Consider the following 23,962-nt stretch of genomic DNA (forward strand, 5'->3'; position numbering starts at 1 on the left):
ATTTGCAACTCAATATTCACAACAACCTTACACTGCGACACTATTTTCGCTATGGTTATGCGTAAGCATTGCTGTTGCTTCGTCACGGCAATATAATGAGAATTATTATCATTAAAAGATGATTTGAGGAGTAAGTATATGGCTGTAACTAAGCTGGTTCTGGTTCGTCATGGCGAAAGTCAGTGGAACAAAGAAAACCGTTTCACCGGTTGGTACGACGTGGATCTGTCTGAGAAAGGCGTAAGCGAAGCAAAAGCAGCAGGTAAGCTGCTGAAAGAGGAAGGTTACAGCTTTGACTTTGCTTACACCTCTGTGCTGAAACGCGCTATCCATACCCTGTGGAACGTGCTGGACGAACTGGATCAGGCATGGCTGCCCGTTGAGAAATCCTGGAAACTGAACGAACGTCACTACGGTGCGTTGCAGGGTCTGAACAAAGCGGAAACTGCTGAAAAGTATGGCGACGAGCAGGTGAAACAGTGGCGTCGTGGTTTTGCGGTGACTCCGCCGGAACTGACTAAAGATGATGAGCGTTATCCGGGCCACGATCCGCGTTACGCGAAACTGAGCGAGAAAGAGCTGCCGCTGACTGAAAGCCTGGCGCTGACCATTGACCGCGTGATCCCTTACTGGAATGAAACCATTCTGCCGCGTATGAAGAGCGGTGAGCGCGTAATCATCGCTGCTCATGGTAACTCGTTGCGTGCGCTGGTGAAATATCTCGATAACATGAGCGAAGAAGAGATTCTTGAGCTGAATATCCCGACTGGCGTGCCGCTGGTGTATGAGTTCGACGAGAACTTCAAACCGCTGAAACGCTATTATCTGGGTAATGCTGACGAGATCGCGGCGAAAGCAGCTGCTGTCGCTAACCAGGGTAAAGCGAAGTAAACGTCATTTGTTTAATAATGAGAAAGCCGACTGCAAGCGAGTCGGCTTTTTTGTTTGTCGTCGCTAACCACGAAGCACTGCCTGATGCGACGCTCGCATATTATCAGACCTACGGTTATTCATCGGATGCGCCATCCATGCGGCGCATCCAACAATGAAACCTTACCCGCGACGTGCTTTCACTGCGTTCGCCAGTTGGCGTAACAGTGCATCGGTATCTTCCCAGCCAATGCAGGCATCGGTGATACTCTTGCCATAAGCCAGCGGCTCCCCGCTTTCCAGACTCTGATTGCCTTCCACCAGATGACTTTCCACCATCACACCAATAATGGCCTTTTCGCCACCGGCAATCTGCTGGCAAACGTCAGCACAAACATCCATCTGCTTTTTGAATTGTTTGGACGAGTTAGCATGGCTGAAATCGATCATCACCTGTGCTGGCAGGCCTGCTTTGTTCAGCCCTTCTTTCACTTCAGCAACGTGTTTTGCACTGTAATTAGGCTCTTTACCGCCGCGCAGAATGATATGGCAATCGCCGTTACCGCTGGTATTCACAATCGCCGAATGACCCCATTTGGTCACTGAAAGGAAGCAGTGCGGCGCACCGGCGGCATTAATGGCATCGATAGCCACTTTAATCGTACCGTCTGTGCCATTTTTGAAACCTACCGGGCAAGAAAGACCAGACGCCAGTTCGCGATGCACCTGCGATTCGGTTGTTCGCGCCCCAATTGCGCCCCAGCTCATCAGGTCAGCGAGATACTGAGGGGTGATCATGTCGAGAAATTCGCCCGCCGCTGGCAGACCGCTGTCGTTAATATCGAGCAGCAATTTACGGGCAATTCGCAAACCGTCGTTGATCTGGAAGCTGTTGTCCATATGCGGATCGTTAATCAGCCCTTTCCAGCCCACCGTGGTGCGCGGCTTTTCAAAATAAACGCGCATTACGATTTCCAGGTCGTCTTTTAGCTCTTCACGCAGCGCCAGCAAGCGAGTGGCATACTCTTTAGCCGCGACAGGATCATGAATTGAGCACGGACCAATCACCACTAACAGGCGATCATCATTACCTTTCAGGATCTTATGGATCGCTTTTCGGGCATGGGCAACCGTATTCGCGGCATTTTCAGTAGCGGGGAATTTTTCCAGCAGTGCGACAGGAGGAAGTAACTCTTTGATTTCTTTGATGCGTAAATCGTCGTTCTGATAATTCATGTCTGTTCCAGTGTTGCCATACTTATCTTGGTGAATGCAATCCTTCCAATCTATATCTTCCGTCAGAATGTGTAAACGGGGTTTTACACTATGGACGGAATAATCCTGGAATCGGTAAGAAATACGCCAGATTGTCGCGAAAAACGAGATCTCTCCTACAATTTCTAACTGTAACTTCTTTGTTTATTAATTTTTTCACGATTCTCTGCTGGATCTCTTCTTCTGGCTGAAATCTTCAACCATTGCCTTATATTCACCTGCAAATGCACTGTTGGAAGAGGTTATCCGACATAACGCCCATAACAGGAGCATCCTATGAAAATGACAAAACTGGCCACACTATTTTTGACTGCCACTCTAAGCCTTGCCAGCGGCGCTGCTCTGGCTGCCGATAGCGGAGCGCAAACCAATAACGGCCAGGCAAACGCCGCGGCAGATGCGGGCCAGGTTGCCCCGGACGCTCGTGAAAATGTCGCACCAAATAACGTCGACAATAACGGGGTTAATACCAACTCGGGCGGGACGATGCTGCACCCGAATGGTTCATCCATGAATAATGACGGCATGACCAAAGATGAAGAGCACAAAAACACCATGTGCAAAGATGGTCGCTGCCCGGACATCAATAAAAAGGTACAAACCGGTGATGGCATCAATAATGATGTCGATACCAAAACCGACGGTACTACGCAGTAAGCCAGGATATGTGGCTGATAATGGGAGAGCGGAGGCTCTCCTTTTTAATTTTTCCCTTCTAAAAGAAGTATGATGTCATAAAGTTAAGTGAGATAAATTAAGGGATGACTCGTCATGGCGCACTCACACTCACACACTTCCCCACACCTACCAGAAGATAATAATGCTCGTCGCTTGTTGTATGCTTTCGGCGTAACTGCCGGATTTATGCTGGTAGAAGTCATTGGCGGTTTTCTTTCCGGTTCTCTGGCATTGCTGGCTGATGCCGGACATATGTTGACCGATACTGCCGCCCTGCTTTTCGCCCTACTCGCAGTGCAATTTTCACGTCGTCCTCCCACCATTCGCCACACTTTCGGTTGGCTAAGATTGACCACGCTCGCGGCGTTTGTGAATGCCATCGCCCTGGTGGTGATTACGATTTTGATTGTCTGGGAGGCAATAGAACGTTTCCGCACGCCGCGTCCGGTTGAAGGCGGTATGATGATGGCGATTGCCGTGGCGGGATTGCTGGCAAATATACTTTCTTTCTGGTTACTTCATCACGGTAGTGAAGAGAAAAACCTCAACGTGCGAGCAGCGGCACTGCATGTGCTCGGGGACCTGCTGGGTTCCGTTGGCGCTATCGTCGCCGCGTTGATAATTATCTGGACCGGCTGGACACCTGCGGACCCCATTCTCTCGATACTCGTGTCGCTTCTGGTTCTGCGCAGCGCGTGGCGATTATTGAAAGACAGCGTGAATGAATTACTTGAAGGTGCGCCCGTTTCGCTGGATATTGCTGAAATGAAACGCCGCATGTGCCGGGAAATCCCGGAAGTCCGCAATGTGCACCATGTACATGTGTGGATGGTGGGCGAAAAGCCAGTGATGACGCTGCATGTGCAGGTGATCCCGCCACACGATCACGACGCGTTGTTGGATCAGATCCAACACTATCTGATGGATCACTATCAGATTGAGCACGCCACCATCCAGATGGAATATCAACCTTGTCATGGGCCAGACTGCCACCTGAATGAAGGGGTGTCTGGCCATTCACATCATCACCATTAATGGGACAGCGCGCGTGAACCTCTTTCGCGTGCGCTGTTGATCCACATCCGGCTGCCGTTGAGGGCAATAAAGGTCAGGATCAGATACTCCAGCGACATGGCATAGACGCCCTGCAAGGCGAAAATCACCACGCTAATCACGTTAATGATGACCCACAATAACCAGTTTTCGACGTATTTACGCGTCATCAGGATCATTGCCACGATGGAGAGTACCATCATGCAGGAGTCCCAGAATGGGAAGGCGTCCGGTTGCAATTCTGGCATCACTACCTGCAAACCCAATGCTTGCATAATCGTGACTGCCACGCGGGTCAAAAATGCAAACACCGGATTGATAAATACCGTCATCAGACCAATCGAAACAACGCAAACCGCCAACCAGCTTAGCGCCTTCGGCAATGGCAACCAGCGAATTTTTAACTCAGCTTCATGTTGACTGGTTTGTCGCGACCAGGCATACCAGCCATAAATGTTAGCAGCAAAGAAAAACACCTGTAACAGCAGGCTGGCATACAGCTGAATCTGAAAGAAAATAATGCCAAACAGGGTAACGTTGATCAGGCCAAAAAAGTAGTTGCTGATCTTCTCCAGACTGGCAAGGCCAATACACAGTAACCCAGCGATCGTCCCCACCGCTTCGATCCATGAGAGATCGTAACCGCCAGCACCGATCGGTATATGAACCAGAATGCTCTGTGTGCTAAAAAAATCCATCTTTCCCCCAATGCGTAGCGTGACGCCTTATTGTCAGTTATCCACGTAGTGTAGCCGCAAAATCCAGCATGCGGTTGAGCGGCACCAGCGCCCTCTCTCGCAGATTTTCGTCAACATGAACCTCGTGATTGCTTCCTCCCTGTTCCAGCGCCTCTGCGATGGCCTGAAGGCCATTCATTGCCATCCACGGACAATGAGCGCAACTTCGACAGGTAGCGCCCTCGCCTGCGGTTGGCGCTTCCAGCAATTCTTTATCTGGCACGGCCTGCTGCATTTTGTAGAAAATACCCCGGTCAGTCGCCACAATCAGTTGCTGATGCGGCAATGTTTTTGCAGCGTTAATCAACTGACTTGTGGAACCAACAGCATCGGCCATATCGACAATAGCTTGTGGTGACTCCGGATGCACCAGTATGGCAGCATCAGGGTACTGTTTTTGTAAGCGGGTTAACGCCTGAGTCTTAAACTCGTCATGAACGATACAGGCACCTTGCCAGCATAAGATGTCTGCGCCTGTCTGTTTTTGCACGTAACGCCCCAGATGTTTGTCTGGTGCCCAGATAATTTTTTCACCCAAGCTATCCAGATGATCAATGAGTTCGACGGCAATGCTTGAAGTTACCACCCAATCTGCACGCGCTTTTACCGCAGCAGAAGTGTTGGCGTAGACAACGACAGTACGATCGGGATGGGCATCGCAAAATGCGTTGAATTCTTCAATCGGACATCCGAGATCCAGTGAACATTCAGCCTGAAGTGTTGGCATCAGAATTGTTTTTTCCGGGCTGAGAATTTTGGCGGTTTCCCCCATAAATCTCACCCCAGCGACTAACAGCGTAGAAGCGGGATGCTTTGCACCGAAGCGGGCCATTTCCAGAGAATCAGAAATACAGCCACCGGTTTCTTCAGCCAGCTGTTGAATTTCGGGATCGGTATAGTAGTGGGCGACCATCACCGCATTGCGTTCTTTCAGCAGCCGTTTGATTTTCTTGCGATAATACGCTTTTTCATCAATGCTTAACGGCGTTGGCTTCGGTGGAAAAGGATATATCGCCGTTTCAGGATCAAACATCACGCTCATTTGGCCATCTCGTTTTACAGGCTTAACGTTTATACCGACATGAAGCGTTCAACCCGCTGCAATCGGCCTCAATTGTTTTATATGCTAAACAAAATAGCCGAATGGTGAGGAAAAGTCACACGTATTACGCCTGATGTGCAGGATGCGTCATTTTACGCCTAATTCCACCGACGTAGAGTTGCTTGCACAGCAAGCTCTGACTATGTCATCAGGTTTACAAACTGAAATTGAGGGATGCCTGAATAGCAAAAAAGCGCCTTTAGGGCGCCTTTTTACATTGGTGGGTCGTGCAGGATGACTCGCTTCGCTCGCCCTTCGGGCCGTCGCCGCAAGCGGCTCCGTTGTTTCGCTGCGCTCAACTCGAACCTGCTGCAGGTTCGAATCTTTGAGTATCGCAGATAGCAAAAAAGCGCCTTTAGGGCGCTTTTTTACATTGGTGGGTCGTGCAGGATTCGAACCTGCGACCAATTGATTAAAAGTCAACTGCTCTACCAACTGAGCTAACGACCCCTTGCGGGATTATGCTGCTTAATCATTCAGGATGGTGGGTCGTGCAGGATTCGAACCTGCGACCAATTGATTAAAAGTCAACTGCTCTACCAACTGAGCTAACGACCCATATGGGTGTTACCTGAAAGATTTATACTCGAATCCAATCTTTAAGATTGGTGGGTCGTGCAGGATGACTCGCTTCGCTCGCCCTACGGGCCGTTGCTGGCGCAACGTTATCCTTCACGCTTAACATCTGAGTTTGATGTTAAAATTGGTGGGTCGTGCAGGATTCGAACCTGCGACCAATTGATTAAAAGTCAACTGCTCTACCAACTGAGCTAACGACCCGAGTGGTGGGTGATGACGGGATCGAACCGCCGACCCCCTCCTTGTAAGGGAGGTGCTCTCCCAGCTGAGCTAATCACCCGATACTACGCTGGATACTACAAACTACTTCCACCAAACCCACCGCAATTAGTGGTGGGTCGTGCAGGATGACTCGCTTCGCTCGCCCTACGGGCCGTTGCTGACGCAACGTTATCCTACACGCTTAACATCTGTCTTCGATGTTAAAACTGGTGGGTCGTGCAGGATTCGAACCTGCGACCAATTGATTAAAAGTCAACTGCTCTACCAACTGAGCTAACGACCCGGTGGTGGGTGATGACGGGATCGAACCGCCGACCCCCTCCTTGTAAGGGAGGTGCTCTCCCAGCTGAGCTAATCACCCGATACTACGCTGGATACTACTTAAAGTGGTGGGTCGTGCAGGATGACTCGACTTCGTCTCGCCCTTCGGGCCGTTGCTGACGCAACGTTATCCTTCACGTTTTACTACCGCTTCCACCTTAGCGATTGGTGGGTCGTGCAGGATTCGAACCTGCGACCAATTGATTAAAAGTCAACTGCTCTACCAACTGAGCTAACGACCCACTTTTTCGTTGCTTTCGGTTTGTTTGATATCCCGTGGCAACGGCGGCATATATTACTGATTTCAGACTTGAGCGCAACAAAAATTTCGATGTAGATCACTCAACTGCTTATGAATCGCACGACACGACCAGAAATAATGCGACTTCTGGTCGCGTGTTATGCATTACATGGCGTTCAGACGTTTTTGCGCCTGTTTAGCACCGTCAGTACCAGGGTATTTACTGATAACCTGCTGGTACACGGCTTTTGCTTTCGCGGTGTCACCTTTGTCCTGCATGATGACGCCAACTTTAAACATCGCATCTGCAGCCTTCGGTGACTTCGGATAGTTTTTCACTACCGAAGCAAAATAGTACGCCGCATCATCTTTCTTACCCTTGTTGTAGTTTAACTGACCCAGCCAATAATTGGCGTTGGGCAGGTAAGTTGAATCAGGATAATTTTTGATGAAATTCTGAAATGCCACCATCGCGTCATCCTGGCGGGATTTATCCTGTACCAGCGCAATAGCTGCATTGTAATCAGTGTTTGCATCGCCGCTTTTCACCGGCGCACCAGCATTCGCAGTACCTGCATCAGCTGTTGGCGTCGTTGCCGCCGCCCCGCTTTGATCGCCGCCGGCTGATTGTGCCGCTGCACTACCGCTGCTAAGGCTATCGATCTGCAACAAGATCTGCTTCTGCCGCTCCACGACCTGATTCAGTTGATACTGATTTTCCTGAATTTGACCACGCAGGGAATCAATATCGGACTGATTATCAGAGAGTTGCTGCTGGAGTTGGGTCAAAAGCTGGCTGTGAGCATTTGAAATACGCTCAAGTTGAGTGACGCGGTCTTCGACCGAGCCTGAGCCGACACTACTGATTGGTGCCTGAGCAAAAGCGGCCCAGGGGGCCGCTATACCAACCAGTAACGACAGACTCAATAGTTGATGTCTGAAGTTACTGCTCATGCAATTCTCTTAGTAAACCAGTACCGCACGACGGTTTTTGGAGTATGCCGCTTCGTCATGACCCAGTACTGCAGGTTTTTCTTTACCGTAAGAAACGATGGAGATCTGGTCTGCAGAAACGCCTTTACCCTGCAGGTACATCTTAACGGCGTTCGCACGACGTTCACCCAGGGAGATGTTGTATTCCGGAGTACCACGTTCGTCCGCGTGACCTTCTACGGTGACTTTGTAAGACGGGTTGCTACGCAGGAAGTTTGCGTGCGCATCCAGCATTTGAGCGAAGTCAGAACGGATATCGTATTTGTCCAGATCGAAGTAAACGATGTTGTTCTGCTGCAGCTGTTGCATTTGCAGACGAGCCTGCTCTTCGGAAGACATGTTGCCATTTCCGCCGTTCGCATCCATGCCAGTGCCGGCACCCAGCATGCCTTCGCTGCCGTCATTGCTGGCGTTCTTGTTGGAAGAACATGCCGCAATTGCCATAACAGGCAGAGCAATCATCAGCCCTTTCAGCACTTTGTTCAGTTGCATTTCAATGATTCCTTTACTATTCAATTAATTATTATCACAGATACGGCGACCAGGCAGGAAATTTGACCTGTCCATCAGTTGCCGGAAGACGCGCTTTGAAACGCCCATCTGTAGAAACCAAATTCAGCACGGATCCCATCCCCTGAGAAGAGCTGTAGATTACCATAGTGCCGTTAGGTGCCAGACTTGGCGTTTCATCCAGGAACGTTGAGGACAGAACTTGTACGCCTCCCGTTACCAGATCTTGTTTGGCAATGTGCTGCTGCCCACCATTGGAGCTAACCATTACCATAAATTTACCGTCGCTGCTGACATCCGCATCCTGGTTCTGCGAACCTTCCCAGGTAATACGTTGCGGCGCACCGCCGTTGATATTCACTTTATAAACCTGCGGACGACCGGCCTGGTCAGAGGTGAAGGCCAGGTTTTGACTGTCCGGGAACCAGGTCGGTTCGGTGTTGTTGCTGCGACCATCTGTTACCTGACGGATTTGACCAGAGGCTAAATCCATTACGTACAGATTCAGGCTACCAGTTTTCGACAGAGCAAAAGCCAGTTTGCTGCCGTCCGGCGAGAATGCAGGCGCACCGTTGTGACGCGGGAAGGAAGCAACCTGACGCACTGCACCGTTAGTCAGCGTCTGGATTACCAGCGCAGAACGACCGCTTTCGAAGGTAACATATGCCAGTTTAGAACCGTCCGGTGACCACGCCGGAGACATCAGCGGCTGCGGAGAACGGTGAACCACAAACTGGTTGTAGCCATCATAGTCAGACACGCGCAACTCATACGGGAACTGGCCACCATTGGTCTGAACAACATAGGCAATACGGGTACGGAACGCACCTTTAATGCCGGTCAGTTTTTCAAACACTTCATCACTGGCGGTATGGCCAGCGTAACGCAGCCATTGTTTGTTTACTTTGTATGAGTTCTGAGCAAGCACAGTACCCGGTGCACCGCCGGTATCAACCAGCTGATAAGCAACATTGTAAGAACCGTCCGGATTCGGAGTGACCTGACCTACAACGACAGCGTCAATGCCCAGCGCAGACCATGCAGCAGGTTGAACTTCCTGCGCGCTACCTGGCTGTTGAGGCAGACGAGCGCGATCTAACGGATTAAATTTACCGCTGTTACGCAAGTCAGCAGCAACGATGCCGCCAATATCTTCAGGTGCCGCACCTGGACCCGCCCACTGGAATGGAACGACACCAATAGGACGACCGGAATCTACACCACTGTCGATCACAATGCGGACTTCAGCATGCAGAACTGACGCCCACAGTATGAGAAAACCAAATGCTACTCGTAATGCCTGCTTCATCATATCTCCCTTATCTGGACAGATAGCCCACGATAATTTAGCAGAATGTTAACAAACTCAAATACACAAAACTACCAGAACCCTGCGACAACCGATGTCTGATGTTGACCGCCGTGACGACCAACATCGCGATTACGGTTTGAAGTCCAATGGTGCGTTCTTGAACACTTCATATACTGCCTGGCTTGGTGGTTTCGGGATCTTCGCAAGTTTAGCTGCTGCCAACGCAGCCTGACAAAGAGCGGGATCGCCACCTTCAGGTTTGATATCCAGTAACATGCCATCCGGTGCCAGTTTTATGCGCAGCGTACAGGTTTTACCTGCATAGGACGATGCATCATAGAACTTACTTTCGATAGCAGATTTAATCTGCCCGGCATAGTTATTGATATCTGCGCCTGATGCGCCATTGTTTTTAGTATTACCACTCCCGGCAGGCGAAGCATTGTTCCCTTTCGCCCCTCCCCCCGTTTTCGGTGCATTCTTACCAGAGCTTAGCTCACCGAAAATATCATCTGCCTCCGCGGCAGCTTTTGCTGCAGCCGCTTTTTCAGCTGCTGCTTTTTCTGCTGCTGCTTTCGCCGCTGCGGCTTTTTTGTCTGCGGCGGCTTTTTCTGCCGCTGCTTTCTTATCAGCTGCTGCCTTTTCAGCAGCCGCTTTTTCTGCTGCTTTTTTGTCGGCTGCAGCTTTTTCAGCGGCGGCTTTCTTATCTGCAGCCGCCTTTTCAGCAGCCGCTTTCTGCTCAGCTTCTGCCTTCGCTTTTTCAGCAGCTTCAGTTGCCGCTTTCTTTCTTGCTTCAGCTGCAGCAGCTTCTGCCGCTTCCGCTTTCTTCTTCAGCGCCGCTGCAGCTTTGGCGGCTTCGGCCTCGGCTTTTTTCTGCGCTTCGGCTGCGGCTTTGGCGGCTTCTGCTTCTGCTTTTTTCTTCGCGTCCGCAGCCGCTTTCTTCGCTGCTTCTTCGGCAGCTTTGGCTTCCGCTTCAGCCTTCGCTTTAGCATCTGCCGCCGCTTTCGCTGCTGCCTCTTCCGCTTGCTTCTGCTTTAACTCGGCCTGTTTAGCGGCTTCTTCAGCCTGTTTCTTCTGTTCCTGAGCAGCTAACCGTTCTTTCTCAAGCTGCTTCAGGCGTTCCTGTTCAGCCGCTTGTTTCTCACGCAGTTCTTCAGCAGCCTGCTGTTCCTTCATCTTGCGCTGCTCTTCAGAACGCTTCGCGCTTGATTCCTGGCTTTGCATACGTTTGTACTGCTCAACTACCGCACCTGAATCAACCATTACAGCATCGATGGACGAACCACCGCCGCCTCCGGCTGAAGCTTCTATATTCTCATCGAACGAACTCCAGATCAGCGCTGCAAATAAGATGACATGCAGCACTGCTGAAATAATTATCGCCCGTTTGAGCTTGTCGTTTTGTTCGGTTGCCTTTGACACTCTCGGTTCCCAAAAACTGTTCGCCTGTTACCCGCTCTCTTAAAGCAAGGGAAACGCAGATGCTTAAATAGGCTGCGTCATTAAACCAACCGATTTCACACCCGCACTGTGTAACAAGTTCAGCGCTTTAATTATTTCATCGTAAGGCACATCTTTTGCGCCACCGATCAGAAAGACCGTTTTCGGGTTGGCCTTGAAACGGCTGGAAACTTCCGCCACCACCTGCTCTGGTGGTAAACGCTCCAGACGATCTTTCTCAACCACCACGGTGTACTGACCAATACCAGACACTTCAACAATCACAGGCGGATTATCGTTACTGCTCACCGCCTGTGATTCAGTAGCGTCTGGCAGATCGACCTCCACGCTCTGGGTGATGATGGGCGCTGTCGCCATAAAGATCAGCAGCAGCACCAGCAGTACGTCCAGCAACGGTACAATGTTGATTTCGGACTTGAGATCGCGACGACCTCGTCCACGCGCTCTGGCCATGGCTTACCCCTTGTTGCTCTCGCTAACGGTAAACGCCTGGCGGTGCAGAATGGCGGTGAACTCTTCCATAAAGTTGTCGTAGTTCAGCTCCAGTTTGTTGACGCGCTGGTTCAGACGGTTGTAAGCCATAACCGCAGGGATTGCGGCAAACAGACCGATAGCCGTGGCGATCAACGCTTCTGCGATACCCGGTGCAACCATTTGCAGCGTCGCCTGTTTCACCGCGCCGAGCGCGATAAAGGCGTGCATGATCCCCCAGACTGTACCGAACAGACCGATATACGGGCTGATGGAACCTACCGTACCGAGAAACGGAATGTGCGTTTCCAGATTTTCCAGCTCACGGTTCATGGAAATACGCATCGCGCGCGACGCGCCTTCCACTACGGCTTCCGGTGCATGGCTGTTAGCACGATGCAGGCGCACAAATTCTTTGAACCCACTGTAAAAGATTTGTTCCGACCCCGAGAGATTATCTCGTTTTCCCTGGCTCTCCTGATAGAGGCGAGAAAGTTCGATTCCAGACCAGAATTTATCCTCAAACGCTTCGGCTTCGCGAGCCGCGGCGTTAAGAATACGGGTCCGCTGGATAATAATGGCCCAGGATGCGATTGAAAAACCAATCAAAATCAACATGATAAGTTTAACCAGAAGGCTCGCCTTCAGGAACAAATCAAGGATATTCATGTCAGTCACTGCTTAAACTCCGCGACAATAGACTTGGGAAGCGCACGAGGCTTCATTTTGAGTGGGTCAACGCAAACAATCAGAACCTCAGCTTCATTCAGCAGAGTATTCTCAGCGTTGACAATACGTTGCGTGAAAACCAAAGAGGTGCCACGCATTGATGTTATTTCAGTCTGTATTTCGAGCATATCGTCGAGCCGCGCAGGCGCGTAATATTCCACCGTCATCTTACGCACCACGAAGGCAACGCGTTCAGCCATCAGAGCCTGTTGACTGAAGTGATGATGACGCAGCATCTCTGTGCGTGCTCTTTCATAAAAAGCGATGTAACTGGCGTGGTACACCACACCACCGGCATCGGTATCTTCATAGTAGACGCGAACCGGCCATCGAAACAGCGTTGTATTCACTTTACATCCCAGTAATGCAACAAAAATTAGAACTTTTAAACGCTGCTACTATACGCGCGCGATTGAGGTTTGGGAATGAGGGCAAGTTAAGGGAGCGTAAAAATTTATGGACTGTTGAAGGTCCATAAATTTTTAAAGAGAATTCTGATTTAAAAGAAGAAGAAAATCAGCCCGACAATGAGAACGATATCGGCAAGCAGTGGGCAAAAAATCCCTTGCCAGAGAACCTTCTGCGGACGAAAACCCACGCCGTGAATTACGCCAGCACAGACGGCCCACATCAGCAATAAACCATGCCAGATTTCCAGTTCACTGGTCTTCGCGGCAAAACGTGATGGGTCCCAAAACATACATCCTGCTAACAGAAGCGCCATCACGAAGGAAAGCGCCCGCAGGGGGCGCTTGTCCATTACCGCATACAAAGTTGCGATAACCTTACTCATCAGCTGTCTTCTTGACCGGCTTTACCTGATTCGACGTGCTCAAGCGCCAGCGCGGTGATTACCCCAAACGAACAGGCAAGAAGCGTTCCCAGAATCCATGCGAAATACCACATTTTTAGCTCCTTACTTAGTACAGAGAGTGGGTGTTACGTTCAATATCTTCTTTGGTGATACGTCCGAACATTTTCCAGTAACACCAGGCGGTGTAGAGCAGAATGATCGGAACCAGAACCACCGCAACCCAGGTCATGACGTTAAGCGTCAGCTGGCTGGAAGTTGCATCCCACATTGTCAGACTTGCATTCATCATGGTGCTGGACGGCATTACAAACGGGAACATTGCAATACCGGCAGTCAGGATGATGCAGGCCAGCGTCAGGGAGGAGAACACAAACGCCCACGCGGCTTTATCCATACGTGCAGTCAGGATGGTCAGCAGCGGCAGAACCACACCCAGCGCCGGAATAGCCCACAGAATCGGCGTGTTGTTGAAGTTCACCAACCATGCGCCAGCTTCACGAACCACTTCTTTATTCAGCGGGTTAGAGGCAGCGTAATGGTCCATTGTCGATTTCACGACATAACCATCGATACCGTACATCACCCATACACCCGCCAGTGCGAAGCAGACCAGCGTCACCAGTGCCGCTACCTGTGCCGTTGCACGGGTACGCAGGTGCAGTTCGCCCACGGTACGCATCTGCAGATAGGTTGCGCCCTGGGTAATGATCATCCCTACGCTTACCACACCTGCCAGCAGGCCGAATGGGTTAAGCAGCTGGAAGAAGTTACCGGTGTAGTACAGACGCAGATATTCATCAACGTTAAACGGTACGCCCTGCAACAGGTTACCGAACGCCACACCAATCACTAGCGGTGGAACGAAGCTACCAATGAAGATGCCCCAGTCCCACATGTTACGCCAGCGGGTTTCTTCAATCTTGGAGCGGTAATCAAAACCGACCGGACGGAAGAACAGAGACGCCAGCACAAGGATCATCGCCACATAGAAGCCGGAGAACGCAGCGGCATAGACCATCGGCCAGGCAGCAAACAGTGCGCCGCCTGCGGTGATAAGCCAAACCTGGTTACCGTCCCAGTGTGGTGCGATGGAGTTAATCATAATTCGACGCTCGGTGTCGTTACGACCGAGGAAACGGGTGAGCATGCCCACCCCCATGTCGAAACCGTCAGTGACTGCAAAACCAATCAGCAGAATGCCAACCAGCAGCCACCAGATAAAACGCAATACTTCATAATCGATCATTTGACGACTCCTGTCTTAGCGTGCCGGCTGAGTAGTCGTGGAGGACTGCTCAAAGTGATAGCGACCGGTTTTCAGGCTGCTTGGGCCGAGGCGTGCAAACTTGAACATTAAGAACAATTCTGCCACCAGGAACAGGGTATACAGGCCGCAAATCAGCACCATCGAGAAGATGAGATCGCCTGCGGTCAGTGACGAGTTCGCCACAGCTGTCGGCAGCACTTCACCGATAGCCCACGGTTGGCGGCCATATTCAGCCACGAACCAGCCCGCTTCTACAGCAATCCACGGCAGCGGAATACCGTACAGCGCGGCGCGCAGCAGCCATTTTTTCTCGCCAATGCGGTTGCGGATGACACTCCAGAAGGAGAGCGCAATGATTGCCAGCAGCAGGAAGCCACACGCCACCATGATACGGAACGCGAAGTACAGCGGCGCTACACGCGGAATGGAGTCTTTGGTTGCTTGTTGAATCTGAGCTTCAGTCGCATCAGCCACGTTCGGCGTATAGCGTTTCAGCAGCAGACCGTAACCGAGGTCTTTCTTCATGCTATTGAACTGGTCACGAACCGCCTGGTCGGTAGAACCAGAACGCAGTTGTTCGAGCAGAGAGTACGCTTTCATCCCGTTACGGATGCGTTCTTCATGCTGAACCATCAGCTCTTTCAGGCCGATCACTGGCGTATCCACGGAACGCGTTGCAATGATACCCAGCGCGTAAGGGATCTGAATCGCAAATTTGTTCGTCTGCTCATCCTGATCAGGAATACCGAACAGAGTAAAGGCAGCAGGCGCAGGTTGCGTTTCCCACTCGGCTTCAATTGCAGCCAGTTTGGTTTTCTGCACGTCGCCCATTTCGTAACCGGATTCATCACCCAGAACAATAACAGACAGAACGGCAGCCATACCGAAGCTTGCAGCGATAGCAAAGGAGCGTTTAGCGAAGGCGAAGTCACGGCCTTTCAGCATATACCATGCGCTGATACCGAGGATGAACATCGCGCCAGTCACATAACCAGAGGCTACAGTGTGAACGAATTTCACCTGAGCAACCGGGTTAAGCACCAGTTCGGAGAAGCTCACCATCTCCATACGCATGGTTTCGAAATTGAAATCGGACGCGATTGGGTTTTGCATCCAGCCGTTCGCAACCAGAATCCACAGTGCGGACAGGTTTGAACCGAGCGCCACCAGCCAGGTGACACACATATGCTGAACTTTACCCAGACGATCCCAACCGAAGAAGAACAGACCTACAAAGGTGGATTCGAGGAAGAAGGCCATCAGACCTTCGATTGCCAGCGGCGCACCGAAGATATCCCCTACATAGTGGGAATAGTAGGACCAGTTAGTCCCGAACTGGAACTCCATGGTCAGACCGGTTGCCACACCCAGAGCAAAGTTGATACCAAACAACTTGCCCCAGAACTTGGTCATATCTTTATAAATCTGTTTGCCGGAAAGGACGTAGACCGTTTCCATAATGGCCAGCAGGAACGCCATACCGAGCGTCAGCGGCACAAAAAGGAAGTGGTACATCGCGGTCAAGGCAAACTGTAAGCGCGACAGTTCGACTATATCTAACATCATGACTCCTTGCTCATCGCATGAAGACTCCGAGAGTGAACCCCGTTAGAAAGGGTCACACGCATGCCCCAATACAAAATTATTTGCTCGCCCCTATCGTTGCCATTTCATCAAAAGAGGAAAGACAATGATAAAAAAGTTACAAATATGTTAATGAATAAACCAAATTGATCCCGTAATTATATTACGCCGCAAAATCCTTACAATAAACAGGTTTTTATTGAGCAAATTTGCATTTTTCGACAGTGATCAATTTATAGTGAAATTGTCACCATCCCACCAATTTGATCTACGACAATTTATCGCGTTTTGCAGATTTTTTTCAAGAATTAAAAATTGATTTATATCAAAATCAACCAGATATGTTAACCATGTATAATCTATAGATCATTGGTAATTTTATTGTTAATTTATTGTAACCAAATAGCGCAGTAAAATTACCACTATGGAAATGCATAGATAAAAAACCAGTATTTTATTTAACAGAACCGCCTTACCCACTTTTTATAAGACTAATTGGTTAGATTAGCCAATTTGTTGTCATTTTACATAACATATTTTTATCAAAGTTAATTGGTTGTTGTCTTTATGAGCACCAACCTTTACCACGGAATGTTATTGTTGCTTTGCTAATAATCACATTGAAGGATGGATTTGTAGAATTCAGGAAGAAGGGAAAGAGAGCTTTTAAGCTAAATTACATCTGATATAAGTATTTTTCCCCGTTTTATATTCAATGAACGGCTCAGTGCCCCAACATCAAACAACATGAGATTCAATAACTAAGTTTATCCTGTGCTGGTATATATAAATTATTTTTATTAACCCAGCAGCAAGACGAGACAATGAAACGGTATTATATCTGGACGTTATTGAACACCAGCCCACTCGAAGTAATACGTTCCACTGCTCAAGAATAATCATTTGAGTAGAAGTGATTAATTAGGTCCAATGAATAGCACAACCCCAAATGAGTTATTAACCATTTGTTACTTTAAACATTACCGTTACAATTCCATGTTAATACGGCAGTAAATTGCATTAATAATGCGCACCAAACTTTATGAACTACTTTTATAACCAGTCCCCTCTTAAAAAATGCAAATCAGATGTTGATCACAAATATATCAATACATTAAATCAATATAATTTGAAAAATTAAAATCAATAACAACCATATACGTAACCTATTGAAATAAACGTCATATTTAAAGCAACCACATAAACAAGCATTTTTCGAAAGATATTTTGAAAATAGATCAATTGCAACCAGACGACAGGACACAGACACTCCAGTGTTATTAATCATGTGCCACAGAAACGGCCATAAATACGACGTGTGTAACTTATTTTACTCTCTGTCTTACAAAGGATTACCCATGAAGAAAGCAACACTAGTGCTTGGCGTTATTGGTGCCGACTGCCATGCAGTTGGCAATAAAGTTCTGGATCGCGTTTTTACTTCTCATGACTTCAGAGTCATAAACCTGGGCGTAATGGTCAGCCAGGATGAATATATTGATGCTGCCATTGAAACTGGCGCTGACGCGATAGTAGTTTCCTCTATCTATGGGCATGGGGATATCGACTGTCTGGGTATGCGTGAACGCTGCATCGAACGTGGGCTGGGCGACATTCTGCTCTATGTAGGCGGTAACCTGGTGGTGGGTAAACATGACTTCGCTAACGTGCAAATCAAATTCAAAGAGATGGGTTTTGACCGCGTCTTCGCCCCCAGCCATGACTTAGAAGATGTCTGCCAGCTGATGTCCAACGATATCAACCAGCGTCATGGTGTTGAAACACGTATTTTCGAAGAGGCCATCTGATGCAAATCGTCTCTGTCGATATTGGATCGACGTGGACCAAAGCTGCCCTCTTTACCCGGGAGGGGGACGCGTTAACGCTGGTTAACCACGTTCTGACCCCAACCACCACGCATCATCTGGCCGATGGTTTTTTCTCAAGCCTGAATCAGGTGTTAAACGTAGATAACGCCCTCCCCCTGTTAAAAAACGGCGAAGTCGCATTGAAGTACTCCTCTTCAGCCAAAGGTGGACTGGCGGTTGCCGCAATGGGATTAGTGCCTTCTATTACCCTGGAATCCGCGAAAGTAACCGCTCACTCTGCTGGCGCTAAAATAGCGCAGCATTACTCCTACAAGCTGAACCGCCGTGATATTCAGGCGCTGGAAGAGTCACCACCCGATATCCTCTTATTCACTGGCGGCACCGACGGCGGAGAAGAGAGTTACGGGCTAAATAACGCCCGTGTGCTGGCGGAATCAAAACTCGATTGCGCCATTATATATGCCGGAAACAGGGACATTCAGGACAATATACAGGACATCCTCGGGCATAAAGATCTGACCATCGTCGATAACGTCCTGCCTGACCTTGAAAATCCCTCCCCTTTCGCCGCGCGACAGGCCATCTGCGACATTTTCCTCAAACGCATTGTTAAAGGAAAAGGACTGGATGTCATTGTTGATGAAACGGGCGAAGAGCCAATGCCAACGCCGTGGACAGTTTTTGAACTGGTTAAGGCAATCAGTAATGTCGATAGCCGTTGGAAAGAGTTCATGCTGATCGACATGGGCGGCGCAACCACCGATATGTATTCTGCCTGTGCCAATAATCTCTCACCCGACACCGTTTTACACGGCGTACCGGAACCCTTCGTAAAACGGACCGTTGAAGGCGATCTGGGAATGCGCGTCTCAGCAATGGTGGTTGGTGAAAGCGCAAAAGACTTAGTTAATGTGATCTTTTCTCAGCACCCCACGCAGCAGCACGCTTTTTATCATTATCTCCGTCATTTGGTTGCACATCCCGACCATTTACCCACTAACGCAGAAGAAAAATATTTCGATACTGTGCTGGCCGGACTGTGCGTAGGTTACGCCACTGAACGTCATGCCGGCACCAAAAAAGAGGTCTGCACCTGCGTCGGCAATGTCGATTTACAGATGGGACGCGACCTGACCACCGTGCGCAAAGTCGTTGGTTCCGGTGGATGGCTGTCGCGCGCCAGCCAGTTTGATATTCATCGTTGGTTGAAATACCGCGAGTTAAACGACGACGGCAAACGCATTCTCTTACCGACCGAATTTGAATATTACCGCGATTCACGGGGGCTATTTCCACTGCTGGCAAACGTCGCCAGAGTCGATCCGCAGGCCGCCGCGCGTACCAGTATTCAATGCTTAACCCTATAACAATTAAGGTAGCAATCAATGGAACTTCGAAATAAGAAATTAACCCATGACGAATTCATGACCGAGCGGCAACAGGTACTGAAAACCTGGGAAACTGGCAAGGATGTTGAAAACTTCGAAGATGGCGTTAAATATCAACAAACTATTCCTGATCACAAACGCTTCTCCCTTGCCCTACTGAAAGCAGACCTGGAAGGTAAAACGCTTAGCCAACCGCGCGCAGGCGTGGCGTTGATGGACGAGCACATCGAACTACTGAAAACACTGCAAGATGAGTGCGATTTGCTACCGAGCACCATCGATGCCTATACCCGTCTGAATCGTTACGAAGAAGCCGCGGTAGGGATTAAAAAATCTATCGAAGCCGGAACCTCTAAACTGAACGGTTTACCGGTGGTTAACCACGGCGTCGCAGCATGCCGTCGTCTGACCGAAACCTTGCAAAAACCGCTACAGATCCGCCATGGCACACCAGATGCGCGGCTGCTGGCTGAAATCTCAATGGCCAGCGGCTTCACCAGCTATGAAGGCGGCGGCATTTCCTACAATATTCCGTATGCCAAACGCGTAACGCTGGAAAAATCGATCCGCGACTGGCAGTACTGCGACCGTTTAATGGGGCTGTATGAAGAGCACGGAATTCGCATCAACCGCGAACCGTTTGGCCCGCTTACAGGTACTTTGATTCCACCGTTTATCTCGCACTCTATTGCGATAATCGAAGGCTTGCTGGCACTGGAACAGGGCGTGAAATCTATCACCGTCGGTTATGGTCAGGTCGGAAGCCTGACACAAGATATTGCGGCGATCCAGTCTCTGCGGGAACTCGCTCACGAATACTTCCAGAATCATGGCTATGCAGAGTACGAATTAAGTACGGTGTTCCACCAGTGGATGGGCGGTTTTCCGGAAGACGAGTCAAAAGCGTTCGCGATTATCTCCTGGGGCGCGGCGGTTGCTGGAATGTCGGGCGCGACCAAAGTCATCACCAAGAGTCCGCATGAAGCCTGGGGCATCCCTACCGCTGCCGCCAACGTGCAGGGACTGAAAGCCTCCCGCCAAATGCTCAATATGGTTAGCGATCAGAAATTCCCACCGTGTCCTGCGGTGGAACTGGAAGTTGAGCTGATTAAGAGTGAAGTTCGCGCCGTGCTGAATAAAGTGTTCGAACTGGGGAATGGGGATATCGCGCGCGGTACGGTGCTAGCATTTGAAGCGGGCGTACTGGATGTGCCGTTTGCGCCAGCCGCCTGCAACGCGGGCAAAATTCTTCCGGTTCGCGACAACACCGGCGCGATACGCGTGCTTGAAGCCGGCGCCGTTCCGTTGCCAAAAGACATTCTCGACCTTCACCACGATTACGTTGCTGAACGCGCACGCTTTGAAGGACGCCAACCGACATTCCAGATGGTTGTTGATGACATCAATGCTGTATCCCACAGTAAATTAATAGGAAGACCATAATGAAAATAAAACAGGCCCTGTTCACCGCTGGCTACTCCTCATTCTATTTCGATGACCAGCAGGCGATAAAAAACGGAGCGGGCCACGACGGATTTTTTTATACCGGGGAGCCGGTTACGCCTGGCTTTAGCGCAGTACGTCAGGCTGGGGAGTGCGTTTCAGTTCAGTTGATTCTGGAAAATGGCGCGGTCGCGGTTGGTGACTGTGCTGCGGTACAGTACTCCGGGGCAGGCGGTCGCGATCCGCTGTTCCTCGCCGAGCATTTTATTCCGTTCCTTAATGACCATATCAAACCGTTACTGGAAGGCCGCGATGTGGATGCGTTTGTGCCGAACGCCCGTTTTTTCGACAAGCTGCGTATTGACGGCAACTTGCTGCATACCGCCGTGCGCTATGGATTATCGCAGGCGCTGCTTGACGCTACCGCGCTGGCAACGGGCCGTCTGAAAACTGAAGTAGTTTGCGATGAATGGCAGTTACCGCGCGTGGCGAAATCCATTCCTTTATTTGGTCAGAGCGGCGACGATCGGTATATCGCCGTCGATAAGATGATCCTTAAAGGGATCGACGTACTGCCCCATGCGCTGATTAATAACGTCGAAGAGAAGCTGGGCTTTAAGGGCGAAAAACTGCGCGAATATATCCGCTGGCTGTCAGATCGCATTCTGAGCAAACGTACCAGCGCTCGCTACCACCCTACGCTGCACATCGATGTATACGGCACCATCGGTCTGATCTTCGACATGGATCCCGTTCGCTGCGCGCAATACATCGCCAGCCTGGAAGAAGAAACACAAGGTCTGCCGCTGTACATTGAAGGCCCGGTCGATGCCGGTAACAAACCTGACCAAATTCGCCTGTTGACTGCCATCACCAAAGAGCTGACGCGCCTCGGTTCCGGCGTGAAAATTGTCGCCGACGAATGGTGTAACACCTACCAGGATATCGTTGATTTCACTGATGCAGCCAGTTGCCACATGGTGCAAATCAAAACGCCTGATCTGGGCAGTATTCACAACATCGTCGATGCGGTTCTGTACTGCAACAGCCACGGAATGGAAGCCTATCAGGGTGGCACCTGTAACGAAACCGATGTCAGCGCCCGAACTTGTGTCCACGTAGCTCTTGCCGCGCGTCCCATGCGGATGCTGGTAAAACCGGGGATGGGGTTTGACGAGGGCCTCGACATCGTGTTCAACGAAATGAATCGTACTATCGCGCTGATGCTGGCTAAGGATTAACAGATGGCTCGTTCTTTTAAAGTCTTATCACCTACTGCGATCCTCGGTTACGGCTTCCCTGAAGAGAGCTTCCGCAAAGCGATGGCGGAATCTCCCGACCTGATCGCCGTTGATGCCGGTTCTTCCGATCCTGGCCCGCACTATCTGGGGGCGGGTAAGCCCTTTACCGACCGCGCGGGAGTTAAACGCGATCTGCGCTATATGATCACCGCTGGCGTGCAAAATAATATTCCAGTGGTGATCGGGACGGCAGGTGGTTCTGGCGCAGCCCCGCATTTGGAGTGGTGTCGTCAAATTATTCACGAGATTGCGCAAGAGGAAAAACTTTCGTTTTCGATGGCGCTGATCCCGGCGGACGTTGACAAAGCCATCGTTCACCAGGCACTGGATAACGGCAAAATCATGGCGCTGGATTTTGTCCCGCCGTTAACGCACGACGCGATTGACGAAAGTACCTATATCGTCGCGCAAATGGGCATCGAGCCCTTCCAGCGGGCGCTGAAAGAAGGCGCACAGGTGGTGCTGGGCGGCCGGGCTTATGATCCGGCCTGCTTTGCCGCGCTACCCATCATGCAAGGCTTTGACGAAGGGCTGGCGCTGCACTGTGGGAAAATTCTCGAATGTGCAGCAATTGCCGCGACGCCAGGCTCCGGCTCTGACTGTGCGATGGGCATCATCGACGATAATGGCTTCACGCTGAAGACGTTCAATCCGCAGCGTAAATTCACCGAAACATCCGCAGCCGCGCATACGCTGTATGAGAAATCGGACCCGTACTTCCTGCCGGGACCAGGTGGTGTTCTGAATCTGAAAGGCTGCACCTTCAAAGCCGTGAACGACGGTGAAGTTTATGTCAGCGGTTCTAAGCATGAAGAAACGCCATATGCCCTGAAACTGGAAGGTGCGCGGCAGGTGGGCTTCCGCTGCCTGACCATCGCAGGCACCCGCGACCCAATAATGATCGCCGGGATCGACAAAATCATTGAAGATGTCAAAGCCAGCGTAACGCGCAACCTGTCGCTGACCGATGACAGCATTCGAATGACATTCCACCTGTACGGTAAAAATGGTGTCATGGGCGACCACGAGCCCATGGAAACTGCCGGACATGAACTGGGGATCGTCCTAGATGTGGTCGCGCCGACGCAAGAAATCGCCAACAGTGTTTGTTCACTGGTGCGCTCCACTATGCTGCACTACGGTTATGAAAATCGCATCGCCACTGCGGGCAACCTGGCGTTCCCGTTCTCCCCTTCTGATATCCAGAGCGGACCCGTATACGAGTTTTCTATCTATCACCTGATTGAAGCCAACGACGCACTGCGGTTTGATTTCCATATTGAACAGGTGACGCCAGAAGGAGTTCAGGCATGAAACAGTCAATTGTCTCACTGGCGCAAGTCATTCGTTCAAAAAATGCCGGACCCTACGAACTGGTTTTAGATATTTTATTTAAAACGAAAGAAAACTATGAGCGAGTTAAATCATCAGGGCAATTAACTCCAGAGCTGATTGCGCGCTTATATCATGTTGAACCTAACTTTATTCATCGTATTGTCTGGTTTGATCCTTCTAATGCAGTAAAAATCGTCATGCCACGAGATATTATCTCCGGGAATGTAGGCGATAATGATGTTTATGGTGCGCAGCAGCACGCACCTTTATTAAGCATTCATTTTGATATTTAATACTGTTTAGATTATCAACCCCATAAATGTACCTGCACAGATTCCATTATGTCAGGTGCATTTATCTAAACGTATCAATATAATAGATTACGATGCTACCAGAATTTTCACAGCTGGAATAACTGGTGGCCTACGTTCCCCTAAAAACCATACA

Annotated in this window: 23 protein-coding genes, 7 tRNA genes and 1 other RNA gene; 9 read left to right on the forward strand and 22 right to left on the reverse strand. The window is 50.1% G+C overall.

Features of this window, described 5'->3' with window-relative positions:
- The first annotated feature begins 138 nt into the window (after positions 1 to 138).
- The gene (gpmA, locus tag FEK43_RS08400) at positions 139 to 891 is read left to right on the forward strand and encodes a 2,3-diphosphoglycerate-dependent phosphoglycerate mutase (RefSeq protein ID WP_001295305.1); all 753 of its coding nucleotides are present in this window, start codon (positions 139 to 141) and stop codon (positions 889 to 891) included.
- A gap of 162 nt (positions 892 to 1,053) precedes the next feature.
- Here the strand turns inward: gpmA and aroG are convergent, their stop codons facing one another.
- A complete protein-coding gene (aroG, locus tag FEK43_RS08405) occupies positions 1,054 to 2,106 on the reverse strand; it encodes a 3-deoxy-7-phosphoheptulonate synthase AroG (RefSeq protein ID WP_135406227.1) in 1,053 nt (350 codons plus the stop codon).
- Between the two features lie 315 nt (positions 2,107 to 2,421).
- Between aroG and FEK43_RS08410 the strand changes: the two genes are divergently transcribed.
- Positions 2,422 to 2,802, forward strand: coding sequence for a YbgS-like family protein (locus tag FEK43_RS08410; RefSeq protein WP_064530615.1), 381 nt, complete (start codon positions 2,422 to 2,424; stop codon positions 2,800 to 2,802).
- Positions 2,803 to 2,916: 114 nt separating this feature from the next.
- Positions 2,917 to 3,858, forward strand: a complete 942-nt coding sequence (gene zitB / locus FEK43_RS08415; protein ID WP_130259796.1) for a CDF family zinc transporter ZitB — start codon at positions 2,917 to 2,919, stop codon at positions 3,856 to 3,858.
- On the opposite strand, the gene pnuC is transcribed toward zitB, so the two are convergent.
- From pnuC to cydA, 21 genes are all read right to left on the reverse strand, one after another.
- Positions 3,855 to 4,574 carry a nicotinamide riboside transporter PnuC gene (gene pnuC / locus FEK43_RS08420; protein ID WP_135406226.1) on the reverse strand — a complete coding sequence of 240 codons (720 nt, stop codon included), beginning with the start codon at positions 4,572 to 4,574 and terminating at the stop codon, positions 3,855 to 3,857. The two genes, zitB and pnuC, sit on opposite strands and share 4 nt — an antisense overlap.
- A 37-nt stretch (positions 4,575 to 4,611) precedes the next feature.
- Positions 4,612 to 5,655 carry a quinolinate synthase NadA gene (gene nadA, locus FEK43_RS08425; RefSeq protein WP_131161680.1) on the reverse strand — a complete coding sequence of 348 codons (1,044 nt, stop codon included), beginning with the start codon at positions 5,653 to 5,655 and terminating at the stop codon, positions 4,612 to 4,614.
- A gap of 278 nt (positions 5,656 to 5,933) precedes the next feature.
- Positions 5,934 to 6,059, reverse strand: a non-coding RNA gene (locus tag FEK43_RS08430) — RtT sRNA.
- Positions 6,060 to 6,089: 30 nt separating this feature from the next.
- A tRNA-Lys gene (locus FEK43_RS08435) sits at positions 6,090 to 6,165 on the reverse strand.
- Positions 6,166 to 6,197: 32 nt separating this feature from the next.
- Positions 6,198 to 6,273: transfer RNA gene (locus tag FEK43_RS08440), tRNA-Lys, on the reverse strand.
- 146 nt (positions 6,274 to 6,419) lie between these two features.
- A tRNA-Lys gene (locus FEK43_RS08445) sits at positions 6,420 to 6,495 on the reverse strand.
- A 3-nt stretch (positions 6,496 to 6,498) separates the two neighbouring features.
- Positions 6,499 to 6,574 (reverse strand) — tRNA-Val (locus FEK43_RS08450).
- Positions 6,575 to 6,723: 149 nt separating this feature from the next.
- Positions 6,724 to 6,799: transfer RNA gene (locus FEK43_RS08455), tRNA-Lys, on the reverse strand.
- A gap of 2 nt (positions 6,800 to 6,801) precedes the next feature.
- Positions 6,802 to 6,877 (reverse strand) — tRNA-Val (locus FEK43_RS08460).
- Between the two features lie 126 nt (positions 6,878 to 7,003).
- Positions 7,004 to 7,079, reverse strand: a tRNA-Lys gene (locus FEK43_RS08465).
- 164 nt (positions 7,080 to 7,243) lie between these two features.
- Positions 7,244 to 8,032: a cell division protein CpoB gene (gene cpoB / locus FEK43_RS08470; RefSeq protein WP_135406225.1), complete on the reverse strand. Its 789-nt coding sequence runs from the start codon at positions 8,030 to 8,032 to the stop codon at positions 7,244 to 7,246.
- A 9-nt stretch (positions 8,033 to 8,041) separates the two neighbouring features.
- A complete protein-coding gene (pal, locus tag FEK43_RS08475; protein WP_001295306.1) occupies positions 8,042 to 8,563 on the reverse strand; it encodes a peptidoglycan-associated lipoprotein Pal in 522 nt (173 codons plus the stop codon).
- A 34-nt stretch (positions 8,564 to 8,597) separates the two neighbouring features.
- Entirely contained in the window at positions 8,598 to 9,890 is a 1,293-nt protein-coding gene (gene tolB / locus FEK43_RS08480; RefSeq protein WP_135406224.1) for a Tol-Pal system beta propeller repeat protein TolB, read from the reverse strand.
- A 132-nt stretch (positions 9,891 to 10,022) separates the two neighbouring features.
- Positions 10,023 to 11,315 (reverse strand): cell envelope integrity protein TolA, encoded by a 1,293-nt coding sequence (gene tolA, locus FEK43_RS08485; protein WP_131161679.1) that lies wholly within the window; start codon positions 11,313 to 11,315, stop codon positions 10,023 to 10,025.
- A gap of 63 nt (positions 11,316 to 11,378) precedes the next feature.
- A complete protein-coding gene (gene tolR, locus FEK43_RS08490) occupies positions 11,379 to 11,807 on the reverse strand; it encodes a colicin uptake protein TolR (protein ID WP_000090097.1) in 429 nt (142 codons plus the stop codon).
- A 3-nt stretch (positions 11,808 to 11,810) separates the two neighbouring features.
- Positions 11,811 to 12,503 carry a Tol-Pal system protein TolQ gene (gene tolQ / locus FEK43_RS08495; RefSeq protein ID WP_000131310.1) on the reverse strand — a complete coding sequence of 231 codons (693 nt, stop codon included), beginning with the start codon at positions 12,501 to 12,503 and terminating at the stop codon, positions 11,811 to 11,813.
- Positions 12,500 to 12,904 (reverse strand): tol-pal system-associated acyl-CoA thioesterase, encoded by a 405-nt coding sequence (gene ybgC / locus FEK43_RS08500; RefSeq protein ID WP_001098372.1) that lies wholly within the window; start codon positions 12,902 to 12,904, stop codon positions 12,500 to 12,502. Before ybgC ends, tolQ begins: the two co-directional genes overlap by 4 nt.
- 149 nt (positions 12,905 to 13,053) lie before the next feature.
- Entirely contained in the window at positions 13,054 to 13,347 is a 294-nt protein-coding gene (ybgE, locus tag FEK43_RS08505) for a cyd operon protein YbgE (protein WP_063096546.1), read from the reverse strand.
- A complete protein-coding gene (gene cydX, locus FEK43_RS08510) occupies positions 13,347 to 13,460 on the reverse strand; it encodes a cytochrome bd-I oxidase subunit CydX (RefSeq protein ID WP_000270283.1) in 114 nt (37 codons plus the stop codon). Before cydX ends, ybgE begins: the two co-directional genes overlap by 1 nt.
- Before the next feature lie 14 nt (positions 13,461 to 13,474).
- Positions 13,475 to 14,614, reverse strand: a complete 1,140-nt coding sequence (gene cydB, locus FEK43_RS08515; RefSeq protein ID WP_000568264.1) for a cytochrome d ubiquinol oxidase subunit II — start codon at positions 14,612 to 14,614, stop codon at positions 13,475 to 13,477.
- Between the two features lie 15 nt (positions 14,615 to 14,629).
- Positions 14,630 to 16,198, reverse strand: coding sequence for a cytochrome ubiquinol oxidase subunit I (gene cydA, locus FEK43_RS08520; RefSeq protein WP_010331061.1), 1,569 nt, complete (start codon positions 16,196 to 16,198; stop codon positions 14,630 to 14,632).
- 1,379 nt (positions 16,199 to 17,577) lie between these two features.
- Here cydA and glmS point away from each other — a divergent pair.
- Genes glmS through FEK43_RS08550 form a run of 6 tightly spaced genes read left to right on the forward strand, consistent with a single transcriptional unit; the run spans position 17,578 to position 23,808 of the window.
- Positions 17,578 to 18,027 carry a methylaspartate mutase subunit S gene (gene glmS, locus FEK43_RS08525; protein ID WP_130209904.1) on the forward strand — a complete coding sequence of 150 codons (450 nt, stop codon included), beginning with the start codon at positions 17,578 to 17,580 and terminating at the stop codon, positions 18,025 to 18,027.
- Positions 18,027 to 19,415 (forward strand): methylaspartate mutase accessory protein GlmL, encoded by a 1,389-nt coding sequence (glmL, locus tag FEK43_RS08530; RefSeq protein WP_135406223.1) that lies wholly within the window; start codon positions 18,027 to 18,029, stop codon positions 19,413 to 19,415. The genes glmS and glmL overlap by 1 nt, the downstream gene beginning before the upstream one ends.
- A gap of 18 nt (positions 19,416 to 19,433) precedes the next feature.
- Complete coding sequence (locus FEK43_RS08535) at positions 19,434 to 20,879, forward strand: methylaspartate mutase subunit E (protein ID WP_130209900.1); 1,446 nt, start codon at positions 19,434 to 19,436, stop codon at positions 20,877 to 20,879.
- Positions 20,879 to 22,120 (forward strand): methylaspartate ammonia-lyase, encoded by a 1,242-nt coding sequence (locus FEK43_RS08540; RefSeq protein WP_135406222.1) that lies wholly within the window; start codon positions 20,879 to 20,881, stop codon positions 22,118 to 22,120. The genes FEK43_RS08535 and FEK43_RS08540 overlap by 1 nt, the downstream gene beginning before the upstream one ends.
- A gap of 3 nt (positions 22,121 to 22,123) precedes the next feature.
- Entirely contained in the window at positions 22,124 to 23,494 is a 1,371-nt protein-coding gene (locus tag FEK43_RS08545; RefSeq protein WP_130259802.1) for an acyclic terpene utilization AtuA family protein, read from the forward strand.
- Positions 23,491 to 23,808 carry a DUF4387 domain-containing protein gene (locus tag FEK43_RS08550; protein WP_130209894.1) on the forward strand — a complete coding sequence of 106 codons (318 nt, stop codon included), beginning with the start codon at positions 23,491 to 23,493 and terminating at the stop codon, positions 23,806 to 23,808. Before FEK43_RS08545 ends, FEK43_RS08550 begins: the two co-directional genes overlap by 4 nt.
- The last annotated feature ends 154 nt before the right edge of the window (positions 23,809 to 23,962 follow it).

The organism is Escherichia sp. E2562 (assembly GCF_005781075.1).
Taxonomy (GTDB): Bacteria; Pseudomonadota; Gammaproteobacteria; order Enterobacterales; family Enterobacteriaceae; genus Escherichia.